Raw genomic sequence first — 22,507 nt, forward strand, 5'->3', positions numbered from 1 at the left:
TGGCCTGAGCAGCACAGTACTACTGAAAATATATGTTTCTTGGAGATACACCATGTCTAATCGCCAAACCGGCACCGTTAAATGGTTCAACGATGAAAAAGGCTTCGGCTTCATCACTCCTCAAGGTGGCGGTGACGACCTGTTCGTACACTTCAAAGCTATCGAAAGCGACGGTTTCAAAAGCCTGAAAGAAGGCCAGACTGTTTCCTTCGTGGCTGAGAAAGGCCAAAAGGGTATGCAAGCTGCTCAAGTTCGCCCAGAGTAATTTCCAGGCGCACTAAAAAAACCCCGTCCATGTGACGGGGTTTTTTATGGGTGAAACAAAAGCCTGGGGATCAGCCGCAGTTGACCCGGGTGACCACCCTGCCGGCATCGGTGTTCAGGTTCAGGCGATCGGAACGGTACTCCAGCGTCACCATATCGGTTGGCAGCAGGAACCGCGCGCTTTGCGCCCCTGCGCGGGTACGTGCCTGCTCAAGCAGTTGCGGCGATGCCTGTTTGCCGATGGTGAACTCGGCAGCCTTCGCTTCACAGCGGCTGTGACCCGTGTCAGTCGTCGTAACATCCGCGTTTGCCGACTCCGTAGAGGCAGTGCTGCAACCGGCCAGCGTGGCAACGGCCAGCAAAGTACCCAATGACGCGAGCTTCCAAGGCATGAAGCCTCCTTATTCAATGATTAAGCTGAGATCGTGCGACAACCAGACTGGCGTTTGGTTTCACAGGCAGTGCCAGCACCCTGCCCGCAATCCGGACGAGCCGCGATTCTGCCTGAGCGCCGCCCTCCCATTAATCACTGAATCGTGACTGAATATGAACAACGCTCAATAGACGTCGATGTAGTCGTAAGGCGGATTGGGCCAGTTCTCTTTCAAGGCATTGAAGATCTGCATGACCCAGACTTCATCGCTGGCCGCGACCCGTCCGACATAACCGGAGCCCTTGGCCCAGGTTTCGAGCCGGAACAACAAACCGTCGATATCGGTACCGCCCACGACACCCGAGGAGATATAGGCAATGCCTCCCTTGGTGACCCGCAACTGGGTGTGCTCATCGTCACTGGCGCCGGCCAGCAACTGACGCACCGACTCGAGGGTCAAGCCATCCGGGGAGTTCAAATCGATCTGCACAGCGTGCTCCTTGAAAATTCGACAGAGACCAAGTGTCGCATAGCCCTTCTTTCATGCCTAAGTCGACGTGTCAAAAGCCCCGCAAAATGGTTAACTCGGCACTCAGACTTCCCCCCGACTTCACGAGTGCCATCATGACCACCGTAAGCATCGACGCCGACATCAAGGCCAAGTGGCAGGACGGCCACAGCTCCTACAGTCCAAGCAGCACGGAAGAGCTTGCCATTATCGGTATCGACCTGCTGGTCAGGGACCTGGGAACCGAAGCCGCCCAATCGTTCATCGAGCAGATTTTCGAGAAGCATCTGTCGGACCAGAAGCCCGAAACTGACAGTGGACGGGAGTGAACCCCGCAGCAGGCACCTGCGGGGCATGGCACTTACTTCAGACGGGCCAGGCGCTCGGTCAGCAGATCGAAGAAGCCCTGGGCATCGCCGCTTTCAACCCAGAACGCATTCTTCGGCGCTTTGAGGCCGTCATACCAGTCAACGATGGTTTGCCCGAAAGTCGGTCCCTCGCGGCTGTCGACCACTACGTTGACCGAGCGGCCGCTGAACAATTGCGGTTTGAGCAGGTAAGCGACCACCGTGGCGTCATGCACCGGGCCACCCGTCATGCCGTAGTGTTCCATGTCGCCTTTGATGTATTCATTGAGAATGTCGCCCACCAAACGGCTGGCATTGTTGTTCAGCGCCGCAATCTGTTGCAGACGCGCTTCGCTGGTCAGGATCTTGTGGGTCACATCCAGCGGCAGGTAGGTCAGCTTCACGCCACTCTTGAGCACCACTTCGGCGGCTTGCGGATCGGCGAACAGGTTGAATTCGGCCACCGGCGTGATGTTGCCGCCGTTGAAGTGCGCACCGCCCATGACCACCACTTCCTTGATGCCCTGGACGATACCCGGTTCCTGGATCAGCGCCAGGGCCAGGTTGGTCTGCGGGCCAAGCATGGCGATGGTAATGCTGTGGGGCTCGGCGGATTTCAGGGTGTCGATCAGATAAGCGATGGCACTGCCCTTGGCCAGGCCTTGCTTGGGTTCATGCACGGCAATGCCGGACAACCCTTCCTTGCCATGAATGTCCTCGGCATAGATGGGTGTGCGCATCAGGGGCTTCGGCGCGCCCGCATAGACCGGCACTTCTTCACGCCCCGCCCACTCCCGGGCCAGTCGCGCATTGCGCGAGGTCTTGTCGAGGCGAACGTTGCCCGCAACCGTGGTCAGCGCCCGAACATTCAGCTCGTCCGGCGACGCCAGGGCGAACAACAGGGCAACGACATCGTCAGCCCCCGGATCGGTGTCGATGATCAAGTCGATTTTTTGCGCCGCCTGGGCGTTCGTTGCGGTAATCAGGGACAAAAGCAGCAGACTCCGGAGCAGTTGGTGCAGTTTCTTGGCATAGCGATACATGGCGCACTCCTTGTGCATGGGAAATCAAAACGCAGGCAGTCCATCAAAACGTAACCCCGGCGAACAACACGATGTTGCAGTACGGCTGGCACTCGCCGGTACGAACAATCGCCCTGGCCTGTCGGCTCAGGACCTTGAATTGTTCATGGCTGAGCACCTCACGGCGCCCCAGTGCGCCTTCGCCGTTCAGTTCATCCAGCGCGATCAGGGCCGACGGCTTCTTATCGAAAATCTCCTGAGCCAGCACATGGCTTTCGACCTGCATCTCACTGAGCACCACCTTCAAGGTGCTGACAAAATCCGGAATGCCCTGGGTCAAGGCCAGGTCGATCAATTCAACGCCCGGAGGAACCGGCAGACCGGCGTCGCCGATGACGACCATGTCGCCGTGCCCCAATGAGGCGATCAGCCGCGACAACGCGATGTTGAGCAAGGGTGTCTTTTTCATGGAGTTTTAAACGCCTGCACATCGCTCAAGGCGGGAATCGACGGTTGCGCGCCGGCACGGGTGACCGACAGCGCCGCAGCCACCTGCCCGAAGCGGATTGCCTGCACCTCATCCTGACCCGCAGCCAACGCTGCAGCGAAACCACCGACGAACGTATCCCCCGCCGCCGTGGTGTCGACAGCCTTTACGACGGGCGCGGGGAAATGCTCGAAGCGCTGGCCATCGGCAAACAGTGAACCTTGCGCGCCGAGGGTGATGATCACCTTGCCGGCACCCAGGGCAATCAGCCGGGTCGCCGCGGCTTGCGCGGTCTCCAGGGAGTCCACCGACACTCCGCTCAAGGCCGACGCTTCGCTCTCGTTGGGAATCAGGTAATCGATGGACCCGTACCAGTGCGATGGCAACGGACGGCTGGCCGGCGCCGGGTTGAGGATGACCGTTTTGCCCAGCTCGCGGCCGCGCTTGAGCGCATGGCCAACGGAGGCATCGGGCACTTCCAGCTGACAGATGAGCACGTCCGCCGCTTGTATCACCGAATCAAAACGGTCAATGGCTTCAGCGGTCAATGCACCGTTGGCACCGGGGACGATCACGATGGTGTTCTGACTGCTGTCGTCGACCACGATCAACGCCACACCGCTGGAACCGTCAATGGTGCTCACCGCCTGGCAATCGATCTGCTCGGCCAACAGCGCCCCGCGCAGTGCCTCACCATAGGCGTCATTGCCCACGCAGCCGATCATCGACACCCGGGCTCCGAGCCGCGCCGCTGCCACGGCCTGGTTGGCGCCCTTGCCGCCGGAGACGGTGGCAAACGACTGACCGATCAGCGTTTCACCGCCCTTGGGCAAACGCGGCGCCCGGGTCACCAGGTCCATGTTCAAACTGCCAATTACCACTACTTTTGCTGACATACATTGCTACTCATCGATTCTGTTTCGGCGGCGCTGTCGGTTCAGCGGCTTTCTGTTTTCAACGGCTTTCTGTTTCAACGGCTCTCTGCTTTCAACGGCGCTCTGTTTTCAACGGCACTGGGCAAACACGCCGGCCAGTGGCGCCGTCGATTCACGGATGACAATACTCGGCGTCACGATCCGCTGATCGGTCGCCAGACCCGGCGTGGCGATTCGCCGTAACAGCACTTCGGCAGCCATTTCACCGAGTTGCAGGATCGACTGCCCCACCGTGGTCAAAGACGGATAGACATACCGACTCATCTGGATATCGTCGAAGCCGATCACCGACAACTCGCTCGGTACACGAATATTGCGCTCGGCGGCGGCCCGCAGCACACCGATGCCGATCATGTCGTTGGCGGCAAAAATGGCGCTGGGCGGATGGCTTTCCAGCAAAATCGCGGCAGCACTGTAACCGCCGGTGCTGGTGAAATCGCTTGCCAGCATGCGCTCGGGAGAGACTTCGACGCCCGCCTCTTTCAAGGCCCTGCGATAACCCGCCAGACGCATCTGCGCCACACTGGTGTTTTCCGGTCCGCTGATCGTGGCGATATCCCGGTGGCCCAACTCCAACAGGTGCCGGGTCGCCAGGTACGCGCCGTATTCATGGTCGATGCGCACCAGGTCGGCATCGACACCGTCCAGTCCGCGGTCGACGATCACCATGGGCGTGCGCACGCCTTTCAGACCCTGTACCAGGCCACTGTCGCCGCCGGCCGAGGCGACGATCAGGCCGTCGATGCGTTTTTCCAGCAGCACGCGCAGGTAGCTGCGCTGCTTGTCCGGATTGTCGTCGGAGTTGCACAGGATCACGCAGTAACCGTTTCGCTCGCAGTAATCCTCGATCCCCCTGGCCAGCTCGGCGAAGTACGGGTTGAGGCTGTTGGGGACCAACAGGCCGATGGTCGCCGTGGTCTTGGCCTTGAGTGAACGGGCCACGGCGCTGGGGACGTAGTCGAGGGTCTTGATCGCGGCCTCGACCTTGATCCGGACTTCTTCACTGACCGGACGGGTCTTGTTCACCACATGGGAAACCGTGGTGTAGGAAATGCCGGCAAGGGCTGCCACATCTTTGATAGTCGCCATGACTCAGGTCCGCCGGCTTGCGCGTTGACTGCGATAAGTGTCCAGCACCACCGCCACCACAATCACGGCGCCGGTAATGATGCGTTTGGTCGGCTCGGTTGCCCCGATCTGCGCCAGCCCCGCGGCCAGCACGGAAATGATCAGGACGCCAAAAAACGTGCTGATCACCGAGCCGCGCCCGCCCATCAGGCTGGTCCCGCCGATCACCACGGCGGCGATCACCTGCAACTCAAGACCGGAGCCGGCATTCGGGTCGGCGGCTTCCAGGCGAGAAATCTGGAACAGCGCGGCAATGCCGGCCAGCAATCCCATCAGGCTGAACACCAGGATTTCGTAGGGCTTCGGATTGATCCCCGCCAGCCGCACAGCCTCTTCGTTGGTGCCGATACCGATCAGGTAGCGACCGAACACCGTGCGGGTCAACACGGCCTGGGCAATGAATATGATCAACAACGCAATGATGAACGAAGGTGAAATGCCAAAGGCGATCGGGTTGGACAACCAGGCGAATGCATCGCCGATGTAGGCCGTCCGCGACCCGGTCATCTGGTACGCCACTCCACGTGCCATTTCCAGCACGCCCAGGGACACGATGAACGACGGTATCCGCCACGCCACCGTGATCGAACCGGTGATGGTGCCTGCGAGCGCCGCGACGGCCATGCCGAGCAACGCTGCGGGCAGGACGCTCCAGCCCCAGCCGAGTATCGCCACGCTGACGGTCGAGGCCGCCAGTGCCAGCACCGAACCCACCGACAGGTCGATGCCCCCGATGATCAACACAAAGGTCATGCCGACCGCCAGCACCATCAGGTCCGGAATCTGGTTGGCCAGGGTGCTGAACGTATCGTAGGACAGGAAGTGACTGCTGAGCACCGAGAACAGCACGATCATCGCCAACAAGGCACCCGCCAGGCCCAGATAGGTGCCCAGGCCATAGAAGTTGCCACTGCGTGTGCCGGCGAAAGAAGCGGTTTTCATGGAAGATCCCTAGGCGCGGCGTCGAAGCGCTGCGCATCACGTTTTTGGTAGCCGGCAAAAGCAGCGGCGAGCAACTCATCCTGGGTCCAGCTGTCGCGTTCGAACGTATCGATCAGGCTTCCTGCCGACAGCACACCGATCCGGTCGCAGATCAGCATCAGCTCGCGCAGGTCGCTGGAAACCACCACCAGTGCCTTGCCCTTGCGGGTCAATTCACCGAGCAGGTTGTAGATATCGAACTTGGCGCCGACGTCGATGCCCCGGGTCGGCTCGTCGAACAGCAGCACCGAGCAATCGCGCTCCAGCCAGCGACCGATGACGACTTTCTGCTGGTTACCGCCGGACAGCTCGGACACCAACTGTGCCGGACCGGAGCTGCGAATGCGCATGGCATCGATCTGCCGCTGGGCCAGGGCGCTTTCGCCATCGTTGTCGACAAAGCCGGCGCGGGAGATGCCGGGCATGTTGCCCAAGGCGATATTGGCACCGATCGACTGCGTCAACAAAAGGCCTTCGCCCTTGCGATCTTCAGTGATCAGCGCGATGCCATGCCCGACCGCATCCACCGGCGAACGCACAGTGATGACCTGCGCCGGCGAGCCCAGGGCAATCGTGCCGCTGTCAGCGATATCGGCACCGAAGATCAGGCGCAGCAACTCGGTGCGCCCCGCGCCGATCAAACCGGAAATGCCGAAAATCTCGCCGGCACGCACTTCGAACGACACGTCGCGAACCTTGTCGGCACGGGTCAGGCCCTTGACCGTCAACACCGGGGCGCCGATCTTGCGCGCGCCCATATCGATGTGTTCGCCGAGCTCGCGACCCACCATCAGGGTGACCAGTTGCTCGCTGTTGTAATTGGCCATCGGCGCGACACAGACCAGATTGCCATCGCGCAGCACGGCAATGCGCTGCGCGACCCGCGCCAGCTCTTCGAGGCGATGGGAGATATAGATGATCGATACACCGCGAGCCTGCAGGCGGGTGATCTGCTCGAACAGCATTTCGACTTCGCGTGCCGTGAGCATCGCGGTGGGCTCATCGAGAATCAGCACATGACAATCGCCGATCAGGTTGCGGGCGATCTCTACCATTTGCTGATGACCGATGCCCAGTTCGCCGACCAGGGTATCCGGGTCAATGGCGTCGAGTCCGACCTGAGCCATGGCCTCGAGGGCAGCCTTGCGCAACTGCTTGCGACTGATCCAGCCACCGTTGTTGGGCAGATTGTGAAGGAACAGATTTTCCGCCACCGACAGGGTCGGCAGCAGATTGAGTTCCTGCATGACCATGCGGATGCCGAGGTCTTCTGCCTGGCTCCGGCTGCCGGGGCGATAGGCCTGCCCTTGAAACTGCATCTGGCCGGTGGTCGGCGTGACCAGCCCGCCAATGATTTTCGACAGCGTGCTTTTGCCTGCGCCGTTCTCGCCGGTCAGCGCCAGCACTTCACCGCGCATGAGCGTCAGGTCAATGCCGGCCAGAACCGGTTGGGCGTAGGTCTTGCCGATTCCGCTGACCGAGAGGACAGCGTTCGTAGCGCAAGCGGACATAAAAAATCTCCACGCGCCCGTCCGGCTGGACGAGCGCCGTTGCGTCGCCAGAAGGTTACTGTGTGACCGACTCTTTGGTGACCAACTCTACCGGCGTTTCGATCACGCCATTGGCGCCGCCGTCGACCTTCTCGCCCTTGAGCATCTTCAATGCCGTCTCGATGCCGAACACCGCCTGCCTGGCTGCGAACTGGTCGGCAGTGGCGAGCACCCGACCATCCTTGAGCATCGGCTGGATGGCGTTGATGTTGTCGTAGCCGACCACTTGTACCTTGCCGGCCTTGCCCGCGGCGCGCACGGCAGACACCGCGCCGACCGCCATGCTGTCGTTGCCGGCCAGCAGGGCCTTGGTTTGCGGATATTCGCTGAGGATCGAGGCGGCCACCTTGTTGCCTTTGTCGATTTCCCAATCACCGGATTGCAACGACACGACCTTGATCTGCGCCGCCTCCATCGCATCCTTGAAACCTGCCGTGCGCTGCTGGGCATTGGTAGTGGTGGACACACCTTCGATGATGCCGACTTCGTCACCGGCCTTCAGTTGTTTGGCCAGGTAATCGCCGACCAGGCGTGCGCCCTTGCGGTTGTCCGGGCCTACGAACGGAACACTGATGTTTTTGCTTTTGACGACGGCGGGGTCCAGCTGGTTGTCGATGTTGATCACGGTGATACCGGCATCGATGGCTTTCTTGATCACCGGCACCATGGCCTTGGAATCTGCGGGCGCGATCACCAGCGCATTGACCTTGGCCAGGATCATCTGCTCGACGATCCGCGTCTGGCCGGCAGTGTCGGTTTCATCCTTGATGCCGTTGGAGATCAGCTCGAATTCGCCGGAGTGATCTTTCTGATAGGCCTTGGCGCCGTCTTCCATGGTCAGGAAAAACTCGTTGGCCAGGGATTTCATGACCAGTGCGACTTTCGGTTTTTCTGTGGTTTCAGCGAAGGCAGAGGAGACAGGCAATGCAGTGGATGCGGCAGCCAGCACAGCGACAGCGAGAAGACGTCCAGCAAATGGCAGCTTCATGGGTTCACTCCGATCTTATGATTATTGTGAGCAACGCTTGCGCCGGCGTAAGCTTCACGACCCACTGTGATGGAAAGCCATTACCGCGGGTCGCGCAAACGTTTGCGTGACCCAGACTATGCGAATCCTGCCGGTATTTGTCAACGTCCTGAAAAGTGCTTCCAGAGAGGATTGGCGAAAAACGGCATTCCGTTCATGCCGTGGTGTTGATCACCGATCCCGTGCCGGAACCTTTGGCCATCTCTTTGATCAGACTCGCGCTCACCTGCAGGATGGCGCCGTTGGTTTGGGCCACCTGCCCCTGAATGGCCGTTACCGCGGTGGTCTTGGCTTCCGGGGTCGGATAGGACGCCGCCTGGGCCTGGGCCAATTGCTGCTGTTGCTCACGCAATTGCTGCTGCAACTCCTTCAGGCGCTTGAGCAGGACCTTCACCGCAATACTGGTGTTATCGCTGGTTTCCGATTCGGCCTTTGCGTCGGCACTTTCACCCAGGCCTACCGGACCGGTTTTAACCTGGGTGCCGTCGCCTTCCTTCACTCCCAGCGCTTTGGCAGCCGCATCCTCTGTTGCATCGCCCAAGGCACGAACAGTCGCCGCAGACTTTCCCCCGATGGTGATGCCCGCGGCATTCGGGAAACCAATAGATAACGACATGTGAACTCCTGCAGAAATAGATCCCTTGAAGGAGCATCGACCGACGCGCGCTTTTCTTTAGTCGTTAACGACGATTTGACGCCCTTAAATTTTAAACAGGAATCTTAAACAGGACGGCCATCCGTATCGGAGAGCCGAACGCAAAAGTTAAACATGTTCGGCAATCCGGACGCCCGCCCCCGGAACCGCCTCCGGACATAAACTGCAATACCGTTACAAATCATTAAGTTACGCGTGTTTTTCGATTCAAGGTATTACTGGTACAGATCCTGCTCTCCTCCTCGCACCTCCGGCGCTCAGATTCGCCCGGGGCGTATCTAGATGAACCTGCATCTGCACCGTCTCACAACTAGAAGAGAAAAATAATGACATCTGCACTCAAGACCTTTGTTCCGGGCGCCTTGGCCCTGCTGCTGCTTCTGCCGACCGCCCTTCAGGCCAAAGAAGCCGAAACCCAACAGAAACTGGCCAACGTGGTGATCCTGGCCACCGGTGGCACCATTGCCGGTGCCGGCGCCAGCGCCGCCAACAGCGCGACCTACCAAGCGGCGAAAGTCGGCATTGAACAATTGATCGCCGGCGTTCCAGAACTGAGCCAGGTGGCCAACGTTCGTGGCGAACAGGTCATGCAAATCGCTTCCGAAAGCATCACCAACGAAAACCTGCTGCAACTGGGCCGCCGCGTAGCCGAACTGGCCGACAGCAAAGACGTCGATGGCATCGTGATCACCCACGGCACCGACACCCTGGAAGAAACCGCGTATTTCCTGAACCTGGTGGAAAAAACCGATAAGCCGATCATTGTCGTGGGCTCCATGCGCCCGGGCACCGCGATGTCCGCCGATGGCATGCTCAACCTGTACAACGCAGTGGCCGTGGCCAGCAGCAAGGATGCGCGAGGCAAAGGCGTGCTGGTGACCATGAACGATGAAATCCAGTCGGGTCGCGACGTCAGCAAAATGATCAACATCAAGACCGAAGCGTTCAAAAGCCCCTGGGGTCCTCTGGGCATGGTGGTAGAAGGCAAATCCTATTGGTTCCGTTTGCCAGCCAAGCGCCACACCATGGATTCCGAATTCGACATCAAGACCATCAAGAGCCTGCCTGACGTCGAGATCGCCTATTCCTACGGCAATGTCAGCGACACCGCCTACAAGGCCCTCGCTCAATCAGGCGCCAAAGCCATCATCCACGCCGGCACCGGCAATGGCTCGGTATCGTCTCGTGTGGTCCCGACCCTGCAAGCCCTGCGCAAGGACGGCGTGCAGATCATTCGCTCCTCCCATGTCAACGCCGGCGGCTTCGTATTGCGCAACGCCGAACAGCCTGACGATAAATACGACTGGGTCGTGGCCCACGACCTGAACCCGCAAAAGGCCCGGATCCTGGCGATGGTCGCGCTGACCAAGACCAATGACAGCAAAGAGCTGCAGCGGATGTTCTGGGAATACTGATTCGCCCTCGCCCGACCGATCCGGTCGGGCACCCTGTGCGCCATTCTCCAGTCCTGGCGATTGGCGCCACTCGTTCTGATAAAAAAACTCCCTGCGCCTTACACCAAATGGAACAAACCGCTGTCAGAGGATTTTCTTGATTTTTAAGCAGTTGCGAAATTGCCTACAGTTAAATACTGTATGCACGTACAGCTTAATAAGGATAATCCCGTGGACACTACCTCTGCCTCTCCTGACACCTATGTACGCATGGGCCTGCGCGTTCAGAAAATCATCAACTCCCCCACTGCACAAAAGGCCAGGGCAGCACTGATCTTCCGCCTGCCTGACGAGCCGGTGGATGAATGGGAACGCTTGCTGGAAGAAATCGACGAGAACGACAACGTCACCCTCGCTTATCGCGACGATGGCGGCGTGCAGATTTTCTGGGTTGTGCCGAAGGAAGATTGAGTTGATGAGTGCCCGCTGGTTCGCTTTGTTTTTTGTGTTTTTTGCCATGGCTGCGCAAGCCGACGCTCCACGTACCTTCACCGAAGCGAAAAAGGTCGCGTGGAAACTCTACGCGCCCCAATCCACCGAGTTTTACTGTGGCTGCAAGTACACCGGCAACCGGGTGAACCTTGCCGCCTGCGGTTATGTGCCGCGTAAAAATGCCAAGCGCGCATCCCGCATCGAGTGGGAGCACATCGTTCCAGCCTGGCAGATCGGCCATCAACGCCAGTGTTGGCAAGAAGGCGGTCGCAAGAACTGCACCCGCTACGATCCGGTTTACCAGAAGGCCGAAGCTGACTTGCACAACCTGGTACCCAGCATTGGCGAGGTCAATGGCGATCGCAGCAACTTCAGTTTCGGTTGGCTGCCCGAACAGTCGGGACAGTATGGTTCGTGCCTGACCCAAGTCGACTTCAAGGCCAAGAAAGTCATGCCCCGCCCTTCCATTCGCGGCATGATCGCCCGGACCTACTTCTACATGAGCAAGCAGTATGGCTTGCGCCTGTCGAAACAGGATCGGCAACTGTACGAAGCCTGGGACAAAACCTATCCCGTACAGGCCTGGGAGCGTCAACGCAACCAGAGCGTGGGGTGCGTCATGGGACGCGGCAACGAGTTCGTCGGCCCGGTGGACATGAAGGCCTGCGGCTGAATCCAGGCGACATCTGAAACAAAAAAGGCCTCGAGGCTAAACCCCGAGGCCTTTTTATTGGTTCGCAATCCCAGGAAACTGTAGGAGCCAGCTTGCTGGCGATGGGCTCAAGTGCGCCACGGTTCTCCCGTTTGCGCGTCATCGTTAACGTCCATCGAGAGCAATCGAGCGTCGACCGGCTGCTCCTACAGAAGAACCTTTTTGTTTGCCCAACACCTTCGCTGCCGAACGTTATTGAGCGGCCGGACGCTCAAGCACCAGCAATTCGATGTTCTGTTTCTTGGCGCGAGTGAGCGCCGCACGGACTTCATCCTGCTTGGCTTCGGCCTCGGCTTTCGAACTGAACGGCCCCATCAGGACTCGCGTATTGCCATTTTCCTTGACGACGCTGGACATGAAGCTGTGCTCTATCAGCCAGCCACTCAAATCGCTGACCGCCTGAGGGGTTTCACCTCGCACTTCAAGATCCCATTGCGGGCCGGACACTGCCGCGGGTACGGCAGCCATGGCCGGCTTAGGCTTCGGCGCATCCACACTGCCGCCCTCACCACATCCCGCCAGTGCCAACATCGCGAATACCAAGACCATTTTGTGCACGGCGTTTCCCTCTAAATGCTTAAAGCGCAGATTTTAACATCCATGAATACTTCACGAGTGCCGTAAAATGGGCTCAAAACAACGAGAATCATGGTGGCGGCCTCTGTATAGTTACGCCTTGGGAATTAATGCCACATCTGCGCGTCAGAAAGAGGCACCCAAACTGTGAGACTTCGCACTAATCTATACATACCACCGACCTCTGCACTGTCCGAATCAGGTGCCCCACGAAGCAATCAAGGAGAAGACCATGCTGATACTCACCCGCAAAGTCGGTGAAAGCATTAATATCGGTGATGACATTACGATCACCATCCTGGGCGTAAGCGGCCAGCAAGTCAGGATCGGCATCAACGCTCCCAAGGACGTTGCAGTGCACCGTGAAGAAATTTATCAGCGCATTCAGGCCGGCCTGACCGCCCCGGAAAAGCCGCAATCCTGAATTCTGTTGCAGTCAGTAGCCAGCCCGTTGAATGCGCAACCACGGCTGGCTAAAGATTCAGCATCGCATCGCTTCCGCCTGCTTTCCCACGCAAGCTTTCGATACTAGCGACAAGCTCAACGTCCTGGCTGTCAGACTTTTCTTGTTTACCCTGGGGAAGGACGCATTCACTGCGTGATCAACCAAACATCACCCCGCGCGCCATGCCAGTCGCCGCCACCACCATCAACAGCACCAGCAGTGCCTCGACATGACTGATCCGTGCAAACAGCTTCGCACGGCCAGTATCGAAGGCGGCTTTACGGCCCAGCGCTATCCGCCATTTGATCAACGTCACCATGGGCGCAATCTCCAGCAGCAAGATCAGCACGAACAGCGTCATCTTCAGATGAAACAGCGGCTGATGCAGGTAATAGTCCGTGCCTTTCTCGTACCCGCCAAAGGCGCGCATCCCCCCGCTGATCAGTAACACGACAGCCGAAATACCCCAGATATTGTCCGCTATCAGGACACTGCGCACCTCTCCTGCCCCGTCGGCCAAGCGCCGAAAAGCCGTGCCTCGAACCAGCACCGCCCAGAATCCCAAGGCAACCGCCAAAAGGTGAACCGCCGCCAGAAACCAATGAGTCAGCATCGAGAAACTCCTGCCAGGTCGAAGTTGTATGAGCCTGACAGTAGTAGCCCATGAAATGGCTGCTTGCACGGCATCCCTGGACATTGCCCGGAACACAAAATGACAGACCAACTAGACTCCACTGCGCTGGCATTGAGCTACCGTGGCAGTCCCAGCCCCAACAGCAACTCACTCTCACCGCATTGAACTGAGTAAACAAAATCATGTGTGAATCATGTGATTCAAGCTCTGCTTCAAACACAACAGGCCGTCGTCGTTTTCTTCAATTTGCCGGATTGAGCGCAGGCGCCCTGCTGCTGACCGGCACACTGCCCGGCAGGATCATCCAGGCAGCCGAAACAGCGTCAGCCCCACCCAAACCACAAAACGTGATCAGTCCCGACATGGCGCTGAAAAGACTGATGGAGGGCAATGAACGATATGTAAGCGGTACATCCAAGACTCATGATTTCAAGGCTGAGCGAGAGGCCCTGGTGTCGGGTCAAAATCCGTTCGTGGCCGTGCTGAGCTGCTCTGACTCGCGCATCGCCCCGGAGTATGCGTTTGACACTGCGCGCGGCGATCTTTTCTCCATCCGCGTCGCGGGCAACTTTGTCACCCCGGAAGGCCTGGCCAGTCTTGAATACGGGGTTGCCGTGCTGGGCGCCCCGCTGATTCTGGTACTCGGCCATGAGAGCTGCGGCGCCATCGAGGCCGGTATCAAGGCCGTCAAGGACCAGACGGTTTTCCCCGGCCACATCCCGAAACTGACCGACGCACTCAAGTCGGCCATCGAGGCCGTGCTCAAGCAACCCGGGAGCCTGATGGAAAACGCCACCGCGCAGAACGTCAAAAATTCGGTCAACAGCCTGAAACAGGCTTCGCCCTTGCTGACCGATGCACAGAGCAAAGGCATGCTGAAGATCGTGGGAGGCATCTATCGCCTGGCGAGCGGCAAGGTAGAGTTGATCGCCTGACCCACTACGTGCACCTCGCCAGCATCGGCGCCCCACATACAAAGAGCGCCGCATGCAAAGAGCCCAGCGCGATGGCTGGGCTCTGGTTACTTCCGGTTTTCCATCATTTTGTCGGCCAGGGTTTTAGCCCTCTCGATCAACAGGTTCTGCCTGTCTTCGTGCGTAGCCCCACCCACTACCGGGGCTGTCAGATTGCTTTCGGCAATCAATGCAGCGCAGAAATATTGATCCCAAACGGCTTTGTCTACGGGTGCCTGTTTGCTGATTTGATCGACGTTCATGGCGGCTCCTTTGAATGAGGCAGCCCCACTAGTTTACGCCTGAATGGCAAAGAATCCGGATCATCATCCACCGTTGCCCGCCATTCGTCGCCTGCCAAAACACGACGATGAGTTCAACCGCATCCGTGGCTTGAGGATTGCACAGATCGCGCACAGCAGCGCGGGAACGACATAATTCTGACGCAGCAGCCATTCAATCAATGCTTAAGGACTCCAGCGATACGCTTGGTCAGTCACCGGGAGATGTAACGTGTCAACGCTCAACGAAATCGCAATGAACCACGCGAGAATGGCTAAGGAAAAGGCAGCAGAGTCGACCGAACTGAGCGAGCGACACCTCCAGATTGTAGGGAGCTTCGAGGTACCGTCCATTGATGTACAACAGAACGTCCCCATGCACCTGATCGCTGGAGCGCAGGAGGTGCATCTGGTTCATGCGACGGGTTTCGCGCTCTGAGTTTTTATGAGGCAGGCGACTGCGGCTGCTCCAGCAGCTCCGGATGATTGATGAGGTCTCCCAATGCTTCGCCACACGCCGCGTAATTCGCCGGGCCAGTGATCTGGATCAGGCCACGGCCGCGATACCTGGCCGCGTTGAGCGCGCAGGTGCAAAAACGCCCGCTTGGCGGCGGGCGCTCCGGAGGATCTGCAGCAGCTGCTGCGCGCTGATGCCCATGGCTTTCTCCAGGCGAAAAAAACCGCTCGATGGCGGGAAAGGTTTGTGGTGCTGGTATGCTGCTCGGCGCCAAAGTATGGCGTTCAATTAAATCGGATCTACTAAAAACAATGACTTCCTTATCCGAATCGCCGCAATCAGCGGTCGATAAGCACCTGAGTCACCCTAAATATCGGCCAGATATTGATGGGCTGCGCGCGATTGCAGTCCTGTCTGTCGTCGCGTTCCATGCCTTTCCATCCCTGATTCCGGGTGGGTTCGTTGGTGTCGATGTCTTTTTCGTTATTTCCGGCTTCCTGATTTCCAGCATCATTTTAGGAAGCCTCGAGAAAAACAGTTTTAGTTTCGTGGAATTCTACAGTCGTCGGGTAAGGCGGATTTTTCCCGCGCTCTTGCTCATGCTTGCCGCCACTTGGGCATTCGGCTGGTTTGTTCTCCTTGCTGATGAATACATGCAACTTGGAAAACACATTGCCGGAGGCTCTGCTTTCATATCAAATTTCGTGCTCCGCGCAGAATCCGGTTACTTCGACAATAGCGCAGACACAAAACCGCTCCTGCATTTATGGTCCCTGGGTATAGAAGAGCAATTTTATCTGGCTTGGCCATTGATACTCTGGGCCGCATTTAAAATAAGACTGAATACTCTGATACTACTCGCCTTGATTGGCGGCACATCGTTCGCCTTAAACGTAATGAGCGTGCAGTCAGATCCAGTTGGCACTTTCTACTCCCCGCAAACCAGATTTTGGGAGCTTCTAATTGGATCATATCTGGCCTATGTGACCCTGTATAAAAGCCAGACATTCCCGAAATGGCGAGGGGTCGGCGGCCCAGTTATTCGAAACACTCAATCCTTTGTTGGGTTTACATGCCTTGTAGTGGCGTTTTCTCTAACCACCAAGAATAACCAGTTTCCCGGCTGGTGGGCGCTACTGCCAACTGTGGGCGCATCTCTCATTATCGCGGGAGGTCCTCATGCATGGTTCAACAGAACAGTACTATCTAATCGAATATTCGTTTGGTTCGGACTTATCAGTTTCCCATTGTATCTTTGGCATTGGCCTCTTCTATCATTCGCTCACATCCTGGAAGGGAGCACAGTCTCACCAACAACATTGAGCTTGGCTGTTGTGACTTCCGTACTCCTGTCTTGGCTGACATATAAATTTGTCGAGCGGCCATTGCGCCTTGGCGGTTACAACAAAACGAAAACAACAGCACTGATCGTTCTTTTGCTGTTTTTCGGGATCACTGGATACACCACATACGTAAATGGCGGCTTCAAATCTCGCTTAAAAGACAGAGAGGAATTCGCGGAGTATTTTGAAAACTCTTTACCAGAACGAAAATACTTCGCAAAACTTGAGTTATTCAAGAATTATCGTGGCGAGTGCAATTTTCAAAATACAGCCCAGTACGTCAAAGGAAACTCAACAAATGTACCGGTCGCCGAAATAGACAGCAGTTGCTACACAAAGCAATTCCCAAATGGCAAGACACTATTTATTTGGGGAGACTCTCACGCCCAACAACTTTTCTCAGGGTTAAGAAAAGAAATGCCTGAAAACTGGGATGTCCTACAAGTCGCCAGTTCAGGATGTGTGGCATCTCCCGACGTCAAGGACCCTTCAACTACAGATTTCTGTACGCAGTCAAACTGGTTTGCTCTCAAGCAAATAAAGCAACTAAATCCAGACGTAGTAATTGTTGGCCAAAATGAAAACCACGACCCGGCGGCTCTTCGCCGTATTTACCTGGCATTGAAAGACGCTGGAGTCAAGCGCGTTATTTTTACAGGGCCCACACCACACTGGACAGTTGATCTTCCTAAAACGATCATGAAAACCCTGTGGATTAACACGCCAAGGCGCACTCTTTTAGGGCTAAACATGATAGTGATGAATCAAAACACCGAGTTGAAAAAAAGCCTGGCCAACTCGGGAGCAATTTATGCCGATATAATAAGCGCATTCTGCAACAAAGATGGCTGCATGACCTACTTGGGAAATGACATTAAAGCAGGCATCACAAGCTGGGATTATGGACACCTTACGCCAATAGCGTCTGAATACCTGGCAAGAAAATTACTCGTAGACCTTATAACGAACGAGCATTCAAACACCGATCAAAACTAGCGCTCTAGCAGCGACTGCTTTTACGAATCTTCCAGCGCACAATAAAATAATTCACGGACTTCCCGGCCAGTTTATAACGGCCGGGCAGTCTGACCGCTGAGCTTTTTGGGCAAGCGGCTATCAGTCAGGCAGTGGGTAGCGCTCTTTGATCGCAGCCACGGCAGCGAGCCATGCAGCACAGTCAGGCTCCGTATCGTTGATCATCGCGTCATACTCGACCTCGTTTTTTAGCGGGTCGCTTTCAACCGCGCAGGCGGCGCGGCGCAGCACCACAATGCACTCAACTGAAAGCGCTTCGAATTTGGCCAGCACACTCGAAAATCGGCTGAAGGCTGTCACGGCACATCCTTGAAAAATACGTGATGACCAAGCTTCAAGATCTAAGGTGTTTCCTGCAATGAACGGCAGTTCATGGGTGTAAGCAGATTGATATATATCAATATATCCGCCAGCTAACTGGAATGGTCGAGCTTCAAGCTGACGCTTGCTAGTGCAATGGCGGCGAGCGATGCTCGAGCAGGAACTGTCGTAAGCTCCGCTTACCAGTGCTACTGGAAAGACCAACTGTGCATCAGCGTTGATTACCCTTACAGCGGCGCTGTAAACGGTTCACATCAGAGAGGGTCAAGCCATCTAGGGGCGATCAGCCCAGTCAGTGCAGCTACAATGTCGTCACTTCACCATCAAGGACGCTGCCCCCATGGCAAAGAAGGACAAGAAAAAACGTAAGCAAGGTCAGCAGAAAGTTCCACGGGACCACTACGTGTATGGGCAAGTGAAAAAAAACGTCTCATCGCTTACGTTGGAATATGACCCAACGACCCAGCAGCTGCATATTCCTGAGATTGATCCAAGCAGTATTCGTCGCCAGATCACGCATAAGCGAGAGGGTAAAGACGACAAGGTCCTCTATTCCGCCCCAGCCAATGACTTCTCGTTGTCTCTGGGCGATTTTGCTGAGCTGAAGACGCGCTTCGACTATCTGATGGCCGTTGACACCAATACGCTTATCGAAACTCATCAGGGTTATCGGGTGAGCGTTTGTAGCGTCTACGTGGTGAAGGAGCCACTACGTTCGCTAGGAGCCGACATCCGTTACGACCACCATGCAAGCTACATCATCTTGAATACAGACCATGAAGCCAAGAGTGAGCCCATTGGATGGCACCTAGCGATCACTCGGAGTCTCGATCCGCTGTTCTTGCAAAGCTGTAAAATCGGAATGATCGTAGATAGCGAGCTGGGCAAGCACCTTGACATTAACTCTGGCAGGGAACCGTATTATGGTCAAAGCTACCTGCCGCCTAGCTTGAAGTTTTTGTACGCCTCCAGCGACAAATCAGCAACGTATGCAAACAACATGATTCGTCTCTGTGATACCGCTGCCACGATGGTGCTGGAGGAGTTCAAGCGTATCGGTATTGCTGATGTACTCAAGCACAAGCCAATCGATATTGGGACGGCACTGTGTTTTCCGGTGGTATCCACTCAGCAACATGAAAACCCCTGAACAACTGCCGAGTAACCCTGCTGAAACCCCTACGCCAATCACGCGATCAACCTAGAGCGAAGAAGGTGCCCATGGTTACAGCCCGCATTCTGTAAGGACTATGGGTTAAAGCTTGACAAGCAGGGTGCGTTAACAGCACCAGACCTGGGTTTTCTGCACGTAATTGGCAAATCACGCCCGTAATCACAGGTTTTTCGCACGAGCGTTGACAAGTGCGAGCCTCGACACATCCAATGCATGTTCGCCAAGCATCTTGGTTTTCCGGAGAAGTTACAAATGACTGTGTATGGCACTGAAGTATTGAGAGCGTTGCTGAGTAAGATTCAAGAAGGTCAAATTGACGTGTCTGGGGATGAGGTTGGAGTTTTCGAGAGACTATTGCAGTTGGGAAATGTCACGACATTTCAAACTCACCAAAATCACATCATATAATCCTATTGCTAACTACCCCCCCTGGAGCAGTCTATCGAGCCAGACTAAAGCCACTAAAGGAATCAAGCCCATTAGCCCAACAATAACGGTCGTTGTTATTTTTCGCACAGAGGTCCGATTGGAGTATTTTAGGGATTCTTCCAAATACCCATCATAATCCGTAACTCCTCGGCCTTTTGCAATATGGGAGCACAGGTAGCTTAAAACAAAAAAACCTATTAATAAATTGATAAAGGAGCCTATCAGCGCAACACCTATTGATGTGAAGTGCGACAAACCCCGGGACTCACCAAAAACAACAAACACGACAAAGCCAAGAACAAATGTTCTTCTCAATGTTTTATGGGTGTCAGATGGGTTGCGCCATACCAAGTCGAGGAATTCGTGAAATAACCCGCCATAGAACTCTTTCGTCTCCTGGCCACTCATACGATTGCGACCATCATCATCACCATAAAATAACCGGCGAAAAACTGCTAACAAGAAGTTTCGCATCATGTTTAAGAATTTCATGAGTCACCATATTACTTTCGCGATATGTGTACTAAAATTACTTCAGATTAGGATAAATTTTACTAGCTGGCAAGGCAAGGTTTATCTTTTGCAAGGGTATTTATCGAGGATAGGCAAAACATCGATCGGGTGTTACAACAAGCATCAACCTACATACCCGCTGTGATCATGAACAGTCAAGACCACCACGGACTTTACCTGAATGGTACGGATTCGACCTTGAAATCGGTTCTTCAAATCAGAGGGGCTGGGTAGTAGAAATTAGTAGTAGAATGCAAAAAACAGAATATTGTTAAATAGTGCTCGCTACACTAGCAAAACGAAATTTGTCATCACGAAAGAGGTTGCTATGGATGCTATAGATGTGGAAAGTGACTTCAAAAAGTCTAGGGCTTTTCTGTTAACGTACTCTACATTGCTTTTACTTCTGTGGTATTTTTCTGTGGATTTGAGAGCTTTTAGTTTTCTAGGAGTGTCTATCGGCATTAGAGACAATATCCAGAATGTACATTTAGTAGCAGCATTAGGAAATCTATACCTTCTGATTCGCTTCTTTCAGAAGTCGCCCAGGGGTTGCTTCAAACTAAATGAAGACATGATTTCCGTCTTTGAATCCGTTTTAAAGACGATAGCACCTTATGCTTACATTAGAAGATTAGCCTTGGCTATGTATAAGTCTGCTGGCCAAGCTAAAGATGATGTTAAATTGGTGAAGATCTATAAGCAGGTCACAATGGGGCATCAGCTGTCAGATGATTATTCGTCTATTTTGAAATTTATTCAGTATCGAAACCCTGAACTTGCCAAACGAACGGAATTGTCTTTTGATATTTCGTTCTCATTCATTGCCGCCGAACAAGAACATACGCAAATTATCAGAAATGAGCTGGTAGTCCCAAATATTTTTCTAGTTCGCATTTGTCAACTCTATGCGCTTACAAAAGGCTCTTTCACTACTTCTTGGTTTACAGATTACATTCTCCCCGTGCTCTATGCGTTGCTCGCCATAATTTTATTTGTAAATACATGGTGGCAGAGAAATGCTATAGATCATGCTGTGTTCAAGGATTCGTTTAATCAAATGCTTATTTCTATATGAGCGCTGGGGACCCAGATGGTCGCACTGGCAATGCAACATGTATATAGTGAGCCAGCCTATAAAGTAAATGTAGGCGAGAAGCTCACTAATCGTAGAGGCATGCCAGTGACAACAATATCACCAAGTATCATCGCTACTAATGATATCTTGTAAAACACTATCCATCCCATACACCTTTTCCTTAACTATGGTATATAGCTCCCCAAGGGATTCTCGGGCTTCCTTGGTTCCTAAATCTTTAGAGTTGTAAGAAACCATACCATTGAATTCATGCCACTCTTCGGGGTGCCAGGATGCCATTTCCTCAAGACTAGCTTTGCCAGGATAGTAGTGAAGGTAGTACTCACCCGAGTCATTCTTGATGATCGACCATTTATGTTTTTTTGCATAGCGAAAAAAGATCTCAGACTCAAACTCGCCCTGCAAAACCGTGTCAATCTTGTCTTTATTAGAAGCCATCACATTAACCGCTTCAACAATCTTACTCACGTATTTTCACTCCCAACCAAACCATCTATGCTTTCGACATTGAGATTTCTGAGCCTTTCGCGCAGCTCGCTTACTACTGCACGCTTCTTTGGCTCTGTAAGCTTCTTTTTATTAGTAGTAAGATCTTCCATCCTTTCTATCAACTCAGCGAAATGCCCAGACAACTTATCATTACCACGAATTTGCCCAATTATTTCATGGAAGATATTCTCGATAATTTCTATGCTCTCTGGGTCCTTGGCATTATAATCATTTAAGCGCTCAAGCTTTTCCTTTATCTCAGCAAGAGACATCTGAAATGTGTAATTAACCAGCAGAGAAAAAACTGAGGATATCTCTTTGCGCTTCGCCAAGAACAAATAAATAGCTATAGAAGAGGCGATAACGGTTAATAGGTTAGATAGAAAAGAGACCACATCAATAAAAACGCTCAAAACACCATCCTCCAGCACCCCTTGCGTCCAGCCACTATTCTTCTACTAACCCTGCCGAGACACTGTCATTTTTGAAGGTGCAATTCGGAAGTGAAATGCCTCTATGCCTTCGTATTGCCACTATACCTCATCGCCTCGGAATGCCAATAACCTTCCACAGTTTGGCCGAGCGATAAGCGAGGCAATGGTAATGACTGCAAGACGTCTGCACCCGAAACTTGAACCAGAAATCGGCCATCGAAGCAAAACGATTGGATAGGGAAATATGAGAAGGTAAGATCACAGCACAGTACACCACTTAGGTGTCACTAAACGCTGGTCCACTTCGAGTTTTTTGACTGATAAATCCTTTAAAATCAAGGGATTAGAGATAGGTGATAACCCTGCCAGCCACACCCCGGCACACAATGTCAGCACCGCACTGAAACGACTTGATATGAACGCAGACGCCATCACCACAGCCATAGAAA

28 protein-coding genes and 1 pseudogene are annotated in these 22,507 nt (G+C 54.7%); 11 read left to right on the forward strand and 18 right to left on the reverse strand.

Translation table 11 applies throughout. The features are described from left to right. The first annotated feature begins 52 nt into the window (after nt 1-52). Nucleotides 53-265 (forward strand): cold-shock protein, encoded by a 213-nt coding sequence (locus tag KW838_RS21405; protein ID WP_003179963.1) that lies wholly within the window; start codon nt 53-55, stop codon nt 263-265. A 70-nt stretch (nt 266-335) separates the two neighbouring features. Here KW838_RS21405 and KW838_RS21410 read toward each other — a convergent pair whose 3' ends face one another. After that, on the reverse strand, nt 336-656 hold the full coding sequence (locus KW838_RS21410) for an I78 family peptidase inhibitor (protein WP_218503508.1): 321 nt from the start codon (nt 654-656) through the stop codon (nt 336-338). 165 nt (nt 657-821) lie between these two features. Continuing rightward, on the reverse strand, nt 822-1,127 hold the full coding sequence (locus KW838_RS21415; RefSeq protein ID WP_102699307.1) for a hypothetical protein: 306 nt from the start codon (nt 1,125-1,127) through the stop codon (nt 822-824). 134 nt (nt 1,128-1,261) lie between these two features. On the opposite strand from KW838_RS21415, the gene KW838_RS21420 reads away from it, so the two are divergent. Then, nucleotides 1,262-1,474 (forward strand): hypothetical protein, encoded by a 213-nt coding sequence (locus KW838_RS21420; protein WP_218503509.1) that lies wholly within the window; start codon nt 1,262-1,264, stop codon nt 1,472-1,474. 32 nt (nt 1,475-1,506) lie between these two features. Here the strand turns inward: KW838_RS21420 and KW838_RS21425 are convergent, their stop codons facing one another. The 8 genes from KW838_RS21425 to KW838_RS21460 all read right to left on the reverse strand — a co-directional run bounded on the left by KW838_RS21425 (nt 1,507) and on the right by KW838_RS21460 (nt 9,238). Beyond that, on the reverse strand, nt 1,507-2,535 hold the full coding sequence (locus tag KW838_RS21425) for a nucleoside hydrolase (protein WP_218503510.1): 1,029 nt from the start codon (nt 2,533-2,535) through the stop codon (nt 1,507-1,509). A 43-nt stretch (nt 2,536-2,578) separates the two neighbouring features. Beyond that, nucleotides 2,579-2,983 (reverse strand): D-ribose pyranase, encoded by a 405-nt coding sequence (gene rbsD, locus KW838_RS21430; RefSeq protein WP_015095847.1) that lies wholly within the window; start codon nt 2,981-2,983, stop codon nt 2,579-2,581. Continuing rightward, nucleotides 2,980-3,897, reverse strand: a complete 918-nt coding sequence (gene rbsK / locus KW838_RS21435; RefSeq protein WP_218503511.1) for a ribokinase — start codon at nt 3,895-3,897, stop codon at nt 2,980-2,982. Before rbsK ends, rbsD begins: the two co-directional genes overlap by 4 nt. A 108-nt stretch (nt 3,898-4,005) precedes the next feature. Next, the gene (locus KW838_RS21440; RefSeq protein WP_218503512.1) at nt 4,006-5,025 is read right to left on the reverse strand and encodes a LacI family DNA-binding transcriptional regulator; all 1,020 of its coding nucleotides are present in this window, start codon (nt 5,023-5,025) and stop codon (nt 4,006-4,008) included. Between the two features lie 3 nt (nt 5,026-5,028). Next, nucleotides 5,029-6,006 (reverse strand): ABC transporter permease, encoded by a 978-nt coding sequence (locus KW838_RS21445; RefSeq protein ID WP_218503513.1) that lies wholly within the window; start codon nt 6,004-6,006, stop codon nt 5,029-5,031. Next, nucleotides 6,003-7,556 carry a sugar ABC transporter ATP-binding protein gene (locus KW838_RS21450; protein WP_218503514.1) on the reverse strand — a complete coding sequence of 518 codons (1,554 nt, stop codon included), beginning with the start codon at nt 7,554-7,556 and terminating at the stop codon, nt 6,003-6,005. The genes KW838_RS21445 and KW838_RS21450 overlap by 4 nt, the downstream gene beginning before the upstream one ends. A gap of 55 nt (nt 7,557-7,611) precedes the next feature. Further along, the gene (locus tag KW838_RS21455) at nt 7,612-8,583 is read right to left on the reverse strand and encodes a sugar ABC transporter substrate-binding protein (RefSeq protein ID WP_218503515.1); all 972 of its coding nucleotides are present in this window, start codon (nt 8,581-8,583) and stop codon (nt 7,612-7,614) included. Between the two features lie 193 nt (nt 8,584-8,776). Then, nucleotides 8,777-9,238: a hypothetical protein gene (locus tag KW838_RS21460; protein WP_218503516.1), complete on the reverse strand. Its 462-nt coding sequence runs from the start codon at nt 9,236-9,238 to the stop codon at nt 8,777-8,779. 365 nt (nt 9,239-9,603) lie between these two features. On the opposite strand from KW838_RS21460, the gene KW838_RS21465 reads away from it, so the two are divergent. From KW838_RS21465 to KW838_RS21475, 3 genes are all read left to right on the forward strand, one after another. After that, entirely contained in the window at nt 9,604-10,692 is a 1,089-nt protein-coding gene (locus KW838_RS21465; protein WP_102699298.1) for an asparaginase, read from the forward strand. 180 nt (nt 10,693-10,872) lie between these two features. Next, nucleotides 10,873-11,142, forward strand: a complete 270-nt coding sequence (locus KW838_RS21470) for a DUF1654 domain-containing protein (protein WP_033047987.1) — start codon at nt 10,873-10,875, stop codon at nt 11,140-11,142. A gap of 4 nt (nt 11,143-11,146) precedes the next feature. Continuing rightward, entirely contained in the window at nt 11,147-11,836 is a 690-nt protein-coding gene (locus KW838_RS21475; RefSeq protein WP_102699296.1) for an endonuclease, read from the forward strand. A 231-nt stretch (nt 11,837-12,067) separates the two neighbouring features. Here KW838_RS21475 and KW838_RS21480 read toward each other — a convergent pair whose 3' ends face one another. Then, complete coding sequence (locus tag KW838_RS21480; RefSeq protein WP_218503517.1) at nt 12,068-12,433, reverse strand: SPOR domain-containing protein; 366 nt, start codon at nt 12,431-12,433, stop codon at nt 12,068-12,070. A 250-nt stretch (nt 12,434-12,683) separates the two neighbouring features. Here KW838_RS21480 and csrA point away from each other — a divergent pair, with 250 nt between their 5' ends. Beyond that, on the forward strand, nt 12,684-12,875 hold the full coding sequence (gene csrA / locus KW838_RS21485) for a carbon storage regulator CsrA (protein ID WP_007975691.1): 192 nt from the start codon (nt 12,684-12,686) through the stop codon (nt 12,873-12,875). A gap of 178 nt (nt 12,876-13,053) precedes the next feature. On the opposite strand, the gene KW838_RS21490 is transcribed toward csrA, so the two are convergent. Beyond that, entirely contained in the window at nt 13,054-13,509 is a 456-nt protein-coding gene (locus tag KW838_RS21490; RefSeq protein ID WP_218503518.1) for a DUF2214 family protein, read from the reverse strand. A 203-nt stretch (nt 13,510-13,712) separates the two neighbouring features. Between KW838_RS21490 and KW838_RS21495 the strand changes: the two genes are divergently transcribed. Next, nucleotides 13,713-14,465: a carbonic anhydrase gene (locus KW838_RS21495; RefSeq protein ID WP_102699293.1), complete on the forward strand. Its 753-nt coding sequence runs from the start codon at nt 13,713-13,715 to the stop codon at nt 14,463-14,465. Nucleotides 14,466-14,551: 86 nt separating this feature from the next. On the opposite strand, the gene KW838_RS21500 is transcribed toward KW838_RS21495, so the two are convergent. Further along, nucleotides 14,552-14,746 (reverse strand): hypothetical protein, encoded by a 195-nt coding sequence (locus tag KW838_RS21500; protein WP_007975687.1) that lies wholly within the window; start codon nt 14,744-14,746, stop codon nt 14,552-14,554. Nucleotides 14,747-14,996: 250 nt separating this feature from the next. On the opposite strand from KW838_RS21500, the gene KW838_RS21505 reads away from it, so the two are divergent. Continuing rightward, entirely contained in the window at nt 14,997-15,203 is a 207-nt protein-coding gene (locus tag KW838_RS21505; protein ID WP_095965321.1) for a hypothetical protein, read from the forward strand. 10 nt (nt 15,204-15,213) lie between these two features. On the opposite strand, the pseudogene KW838_RS29960 reads toward KW838_RS21505, so the two are convergent. Then, nucleotides 15,214-15,330, reverse strand: a pseudogene (locus tag KW838_RS29960) (glycoside hydrolase family 19 protein); the annotation flags it as partial. Between the two features lie 148 nt (nt 15,331-15,478). Between KW838_RS29960 and KW838_RS21515 the strand changes: the two are divergent. Then, entirely contained in the window at nt 15,479-17,560 is a 2,082-nt protein-coding gene (locus KW838_RS21515) for an acyltransferase family protein (RefSeq protein WP_218503519.1), read from the forward strand. A 120-nt stretch (nt 17,561-17,680) separates the two neighbouring features. Here the strand turns inward: KW838_RS21515 and KW838_RS21520 are convergent, their stop codons facing one another. After that, the gene (locus tag KW838_RS21520) at nt 17,681-18,124 is read right to left on the reverse strand and encodes a hypothetical protein (protein WP_218503520.1); all 444 of its coding nucleotides are present in this window, start codon (nt 18,122-18,124) and stop codon (nt 17,681-17,683) included. A 136-nt stretch (nt 18,125-18,260) separates the two neighbouring features. Between KW838_RS21520 and KW838_RS21525 the strand changes: the two genes are divergently transcribed. Then, entirely contained in the window at nt 18,261-19,070 is an 810-nt protein-coding gene (locus KW838_RS21525) for a hypothetical protein (protein ID WP_218503521.1), read from the forward strand. A 444-nt stretch (nt 19,071-19,514) separates the two neighbouring features. Here KW838_RS21525 and KW838_RS21530 read toward each other — a convergent pair whose 3' ends face one another. Further along, the gene (locus KW838_RS21530) at nt 19,515-20,015 is read right to left on the reverse strand and encodes a hypothetical protein (protein ID WP_218503522.1); all 501 of its coding nucleotides are present in this window, start codon (nt 20,013-20,015) and stop codon (nt 19,515-19,517) included. Between the two features lie 349 nt (nt 20,016-20,364). Between KW838_RS21530 and KW838_RS21535 the strand changes: the two genes are divergently transcribed. Further along, nucleotides 20,365-21,114, forward strand: a complete 750-nt coding sequence (locus tag KW838_RS21535) for a hypothetical protein (RefSeq protein ID WP_218503523.1) — start codon at nt 20,365-20,367, stop codon at nt 21,112-21,114. Between the two features lie 117 nt (nt 21,115-21,231). Here the strand turns inward: KW838_RS21535 and KW838_RS21540 are convergent, their stop codons facing one another. Further along, on the reverse strand, nt 21,232-21,603 hold the full coding sequence (locus KW838_RS21540; protein WP_218503524.1) for a hypothetical protein: 372 nt from the start codon (nt 21,601-21,603) through the stop codon (nt 21,232-21,234). Continuing rightward, nucleotides 21,600-22,037, reverse strand: coding sequence for a hypothetical protein (locus tag KW838_RS21545; RefSeq protein ID WP_256358932.1), 438 nt, complete (start codon nt 22,035-22,037; stop codon nt 21,600-21,602). The genes KW838_RS21540 and KW838_RS21545 overlap by 4 nt, the downstream gene beginning before the upstream one ends. Nucleotides 22,038-22,507: the final 470 nt, after the last annotated feature.

The organism is Pseudomonas sp. PDM27, from assembly GCF_019219205.1.
GTDB lineage: Bacteria > Pseudomonadota > Gammaproteobacteria > Pseudomonadales > Pseudomonadaceae > Aquipseudomonas > Aquipseudomonas laurylsulfatiphila.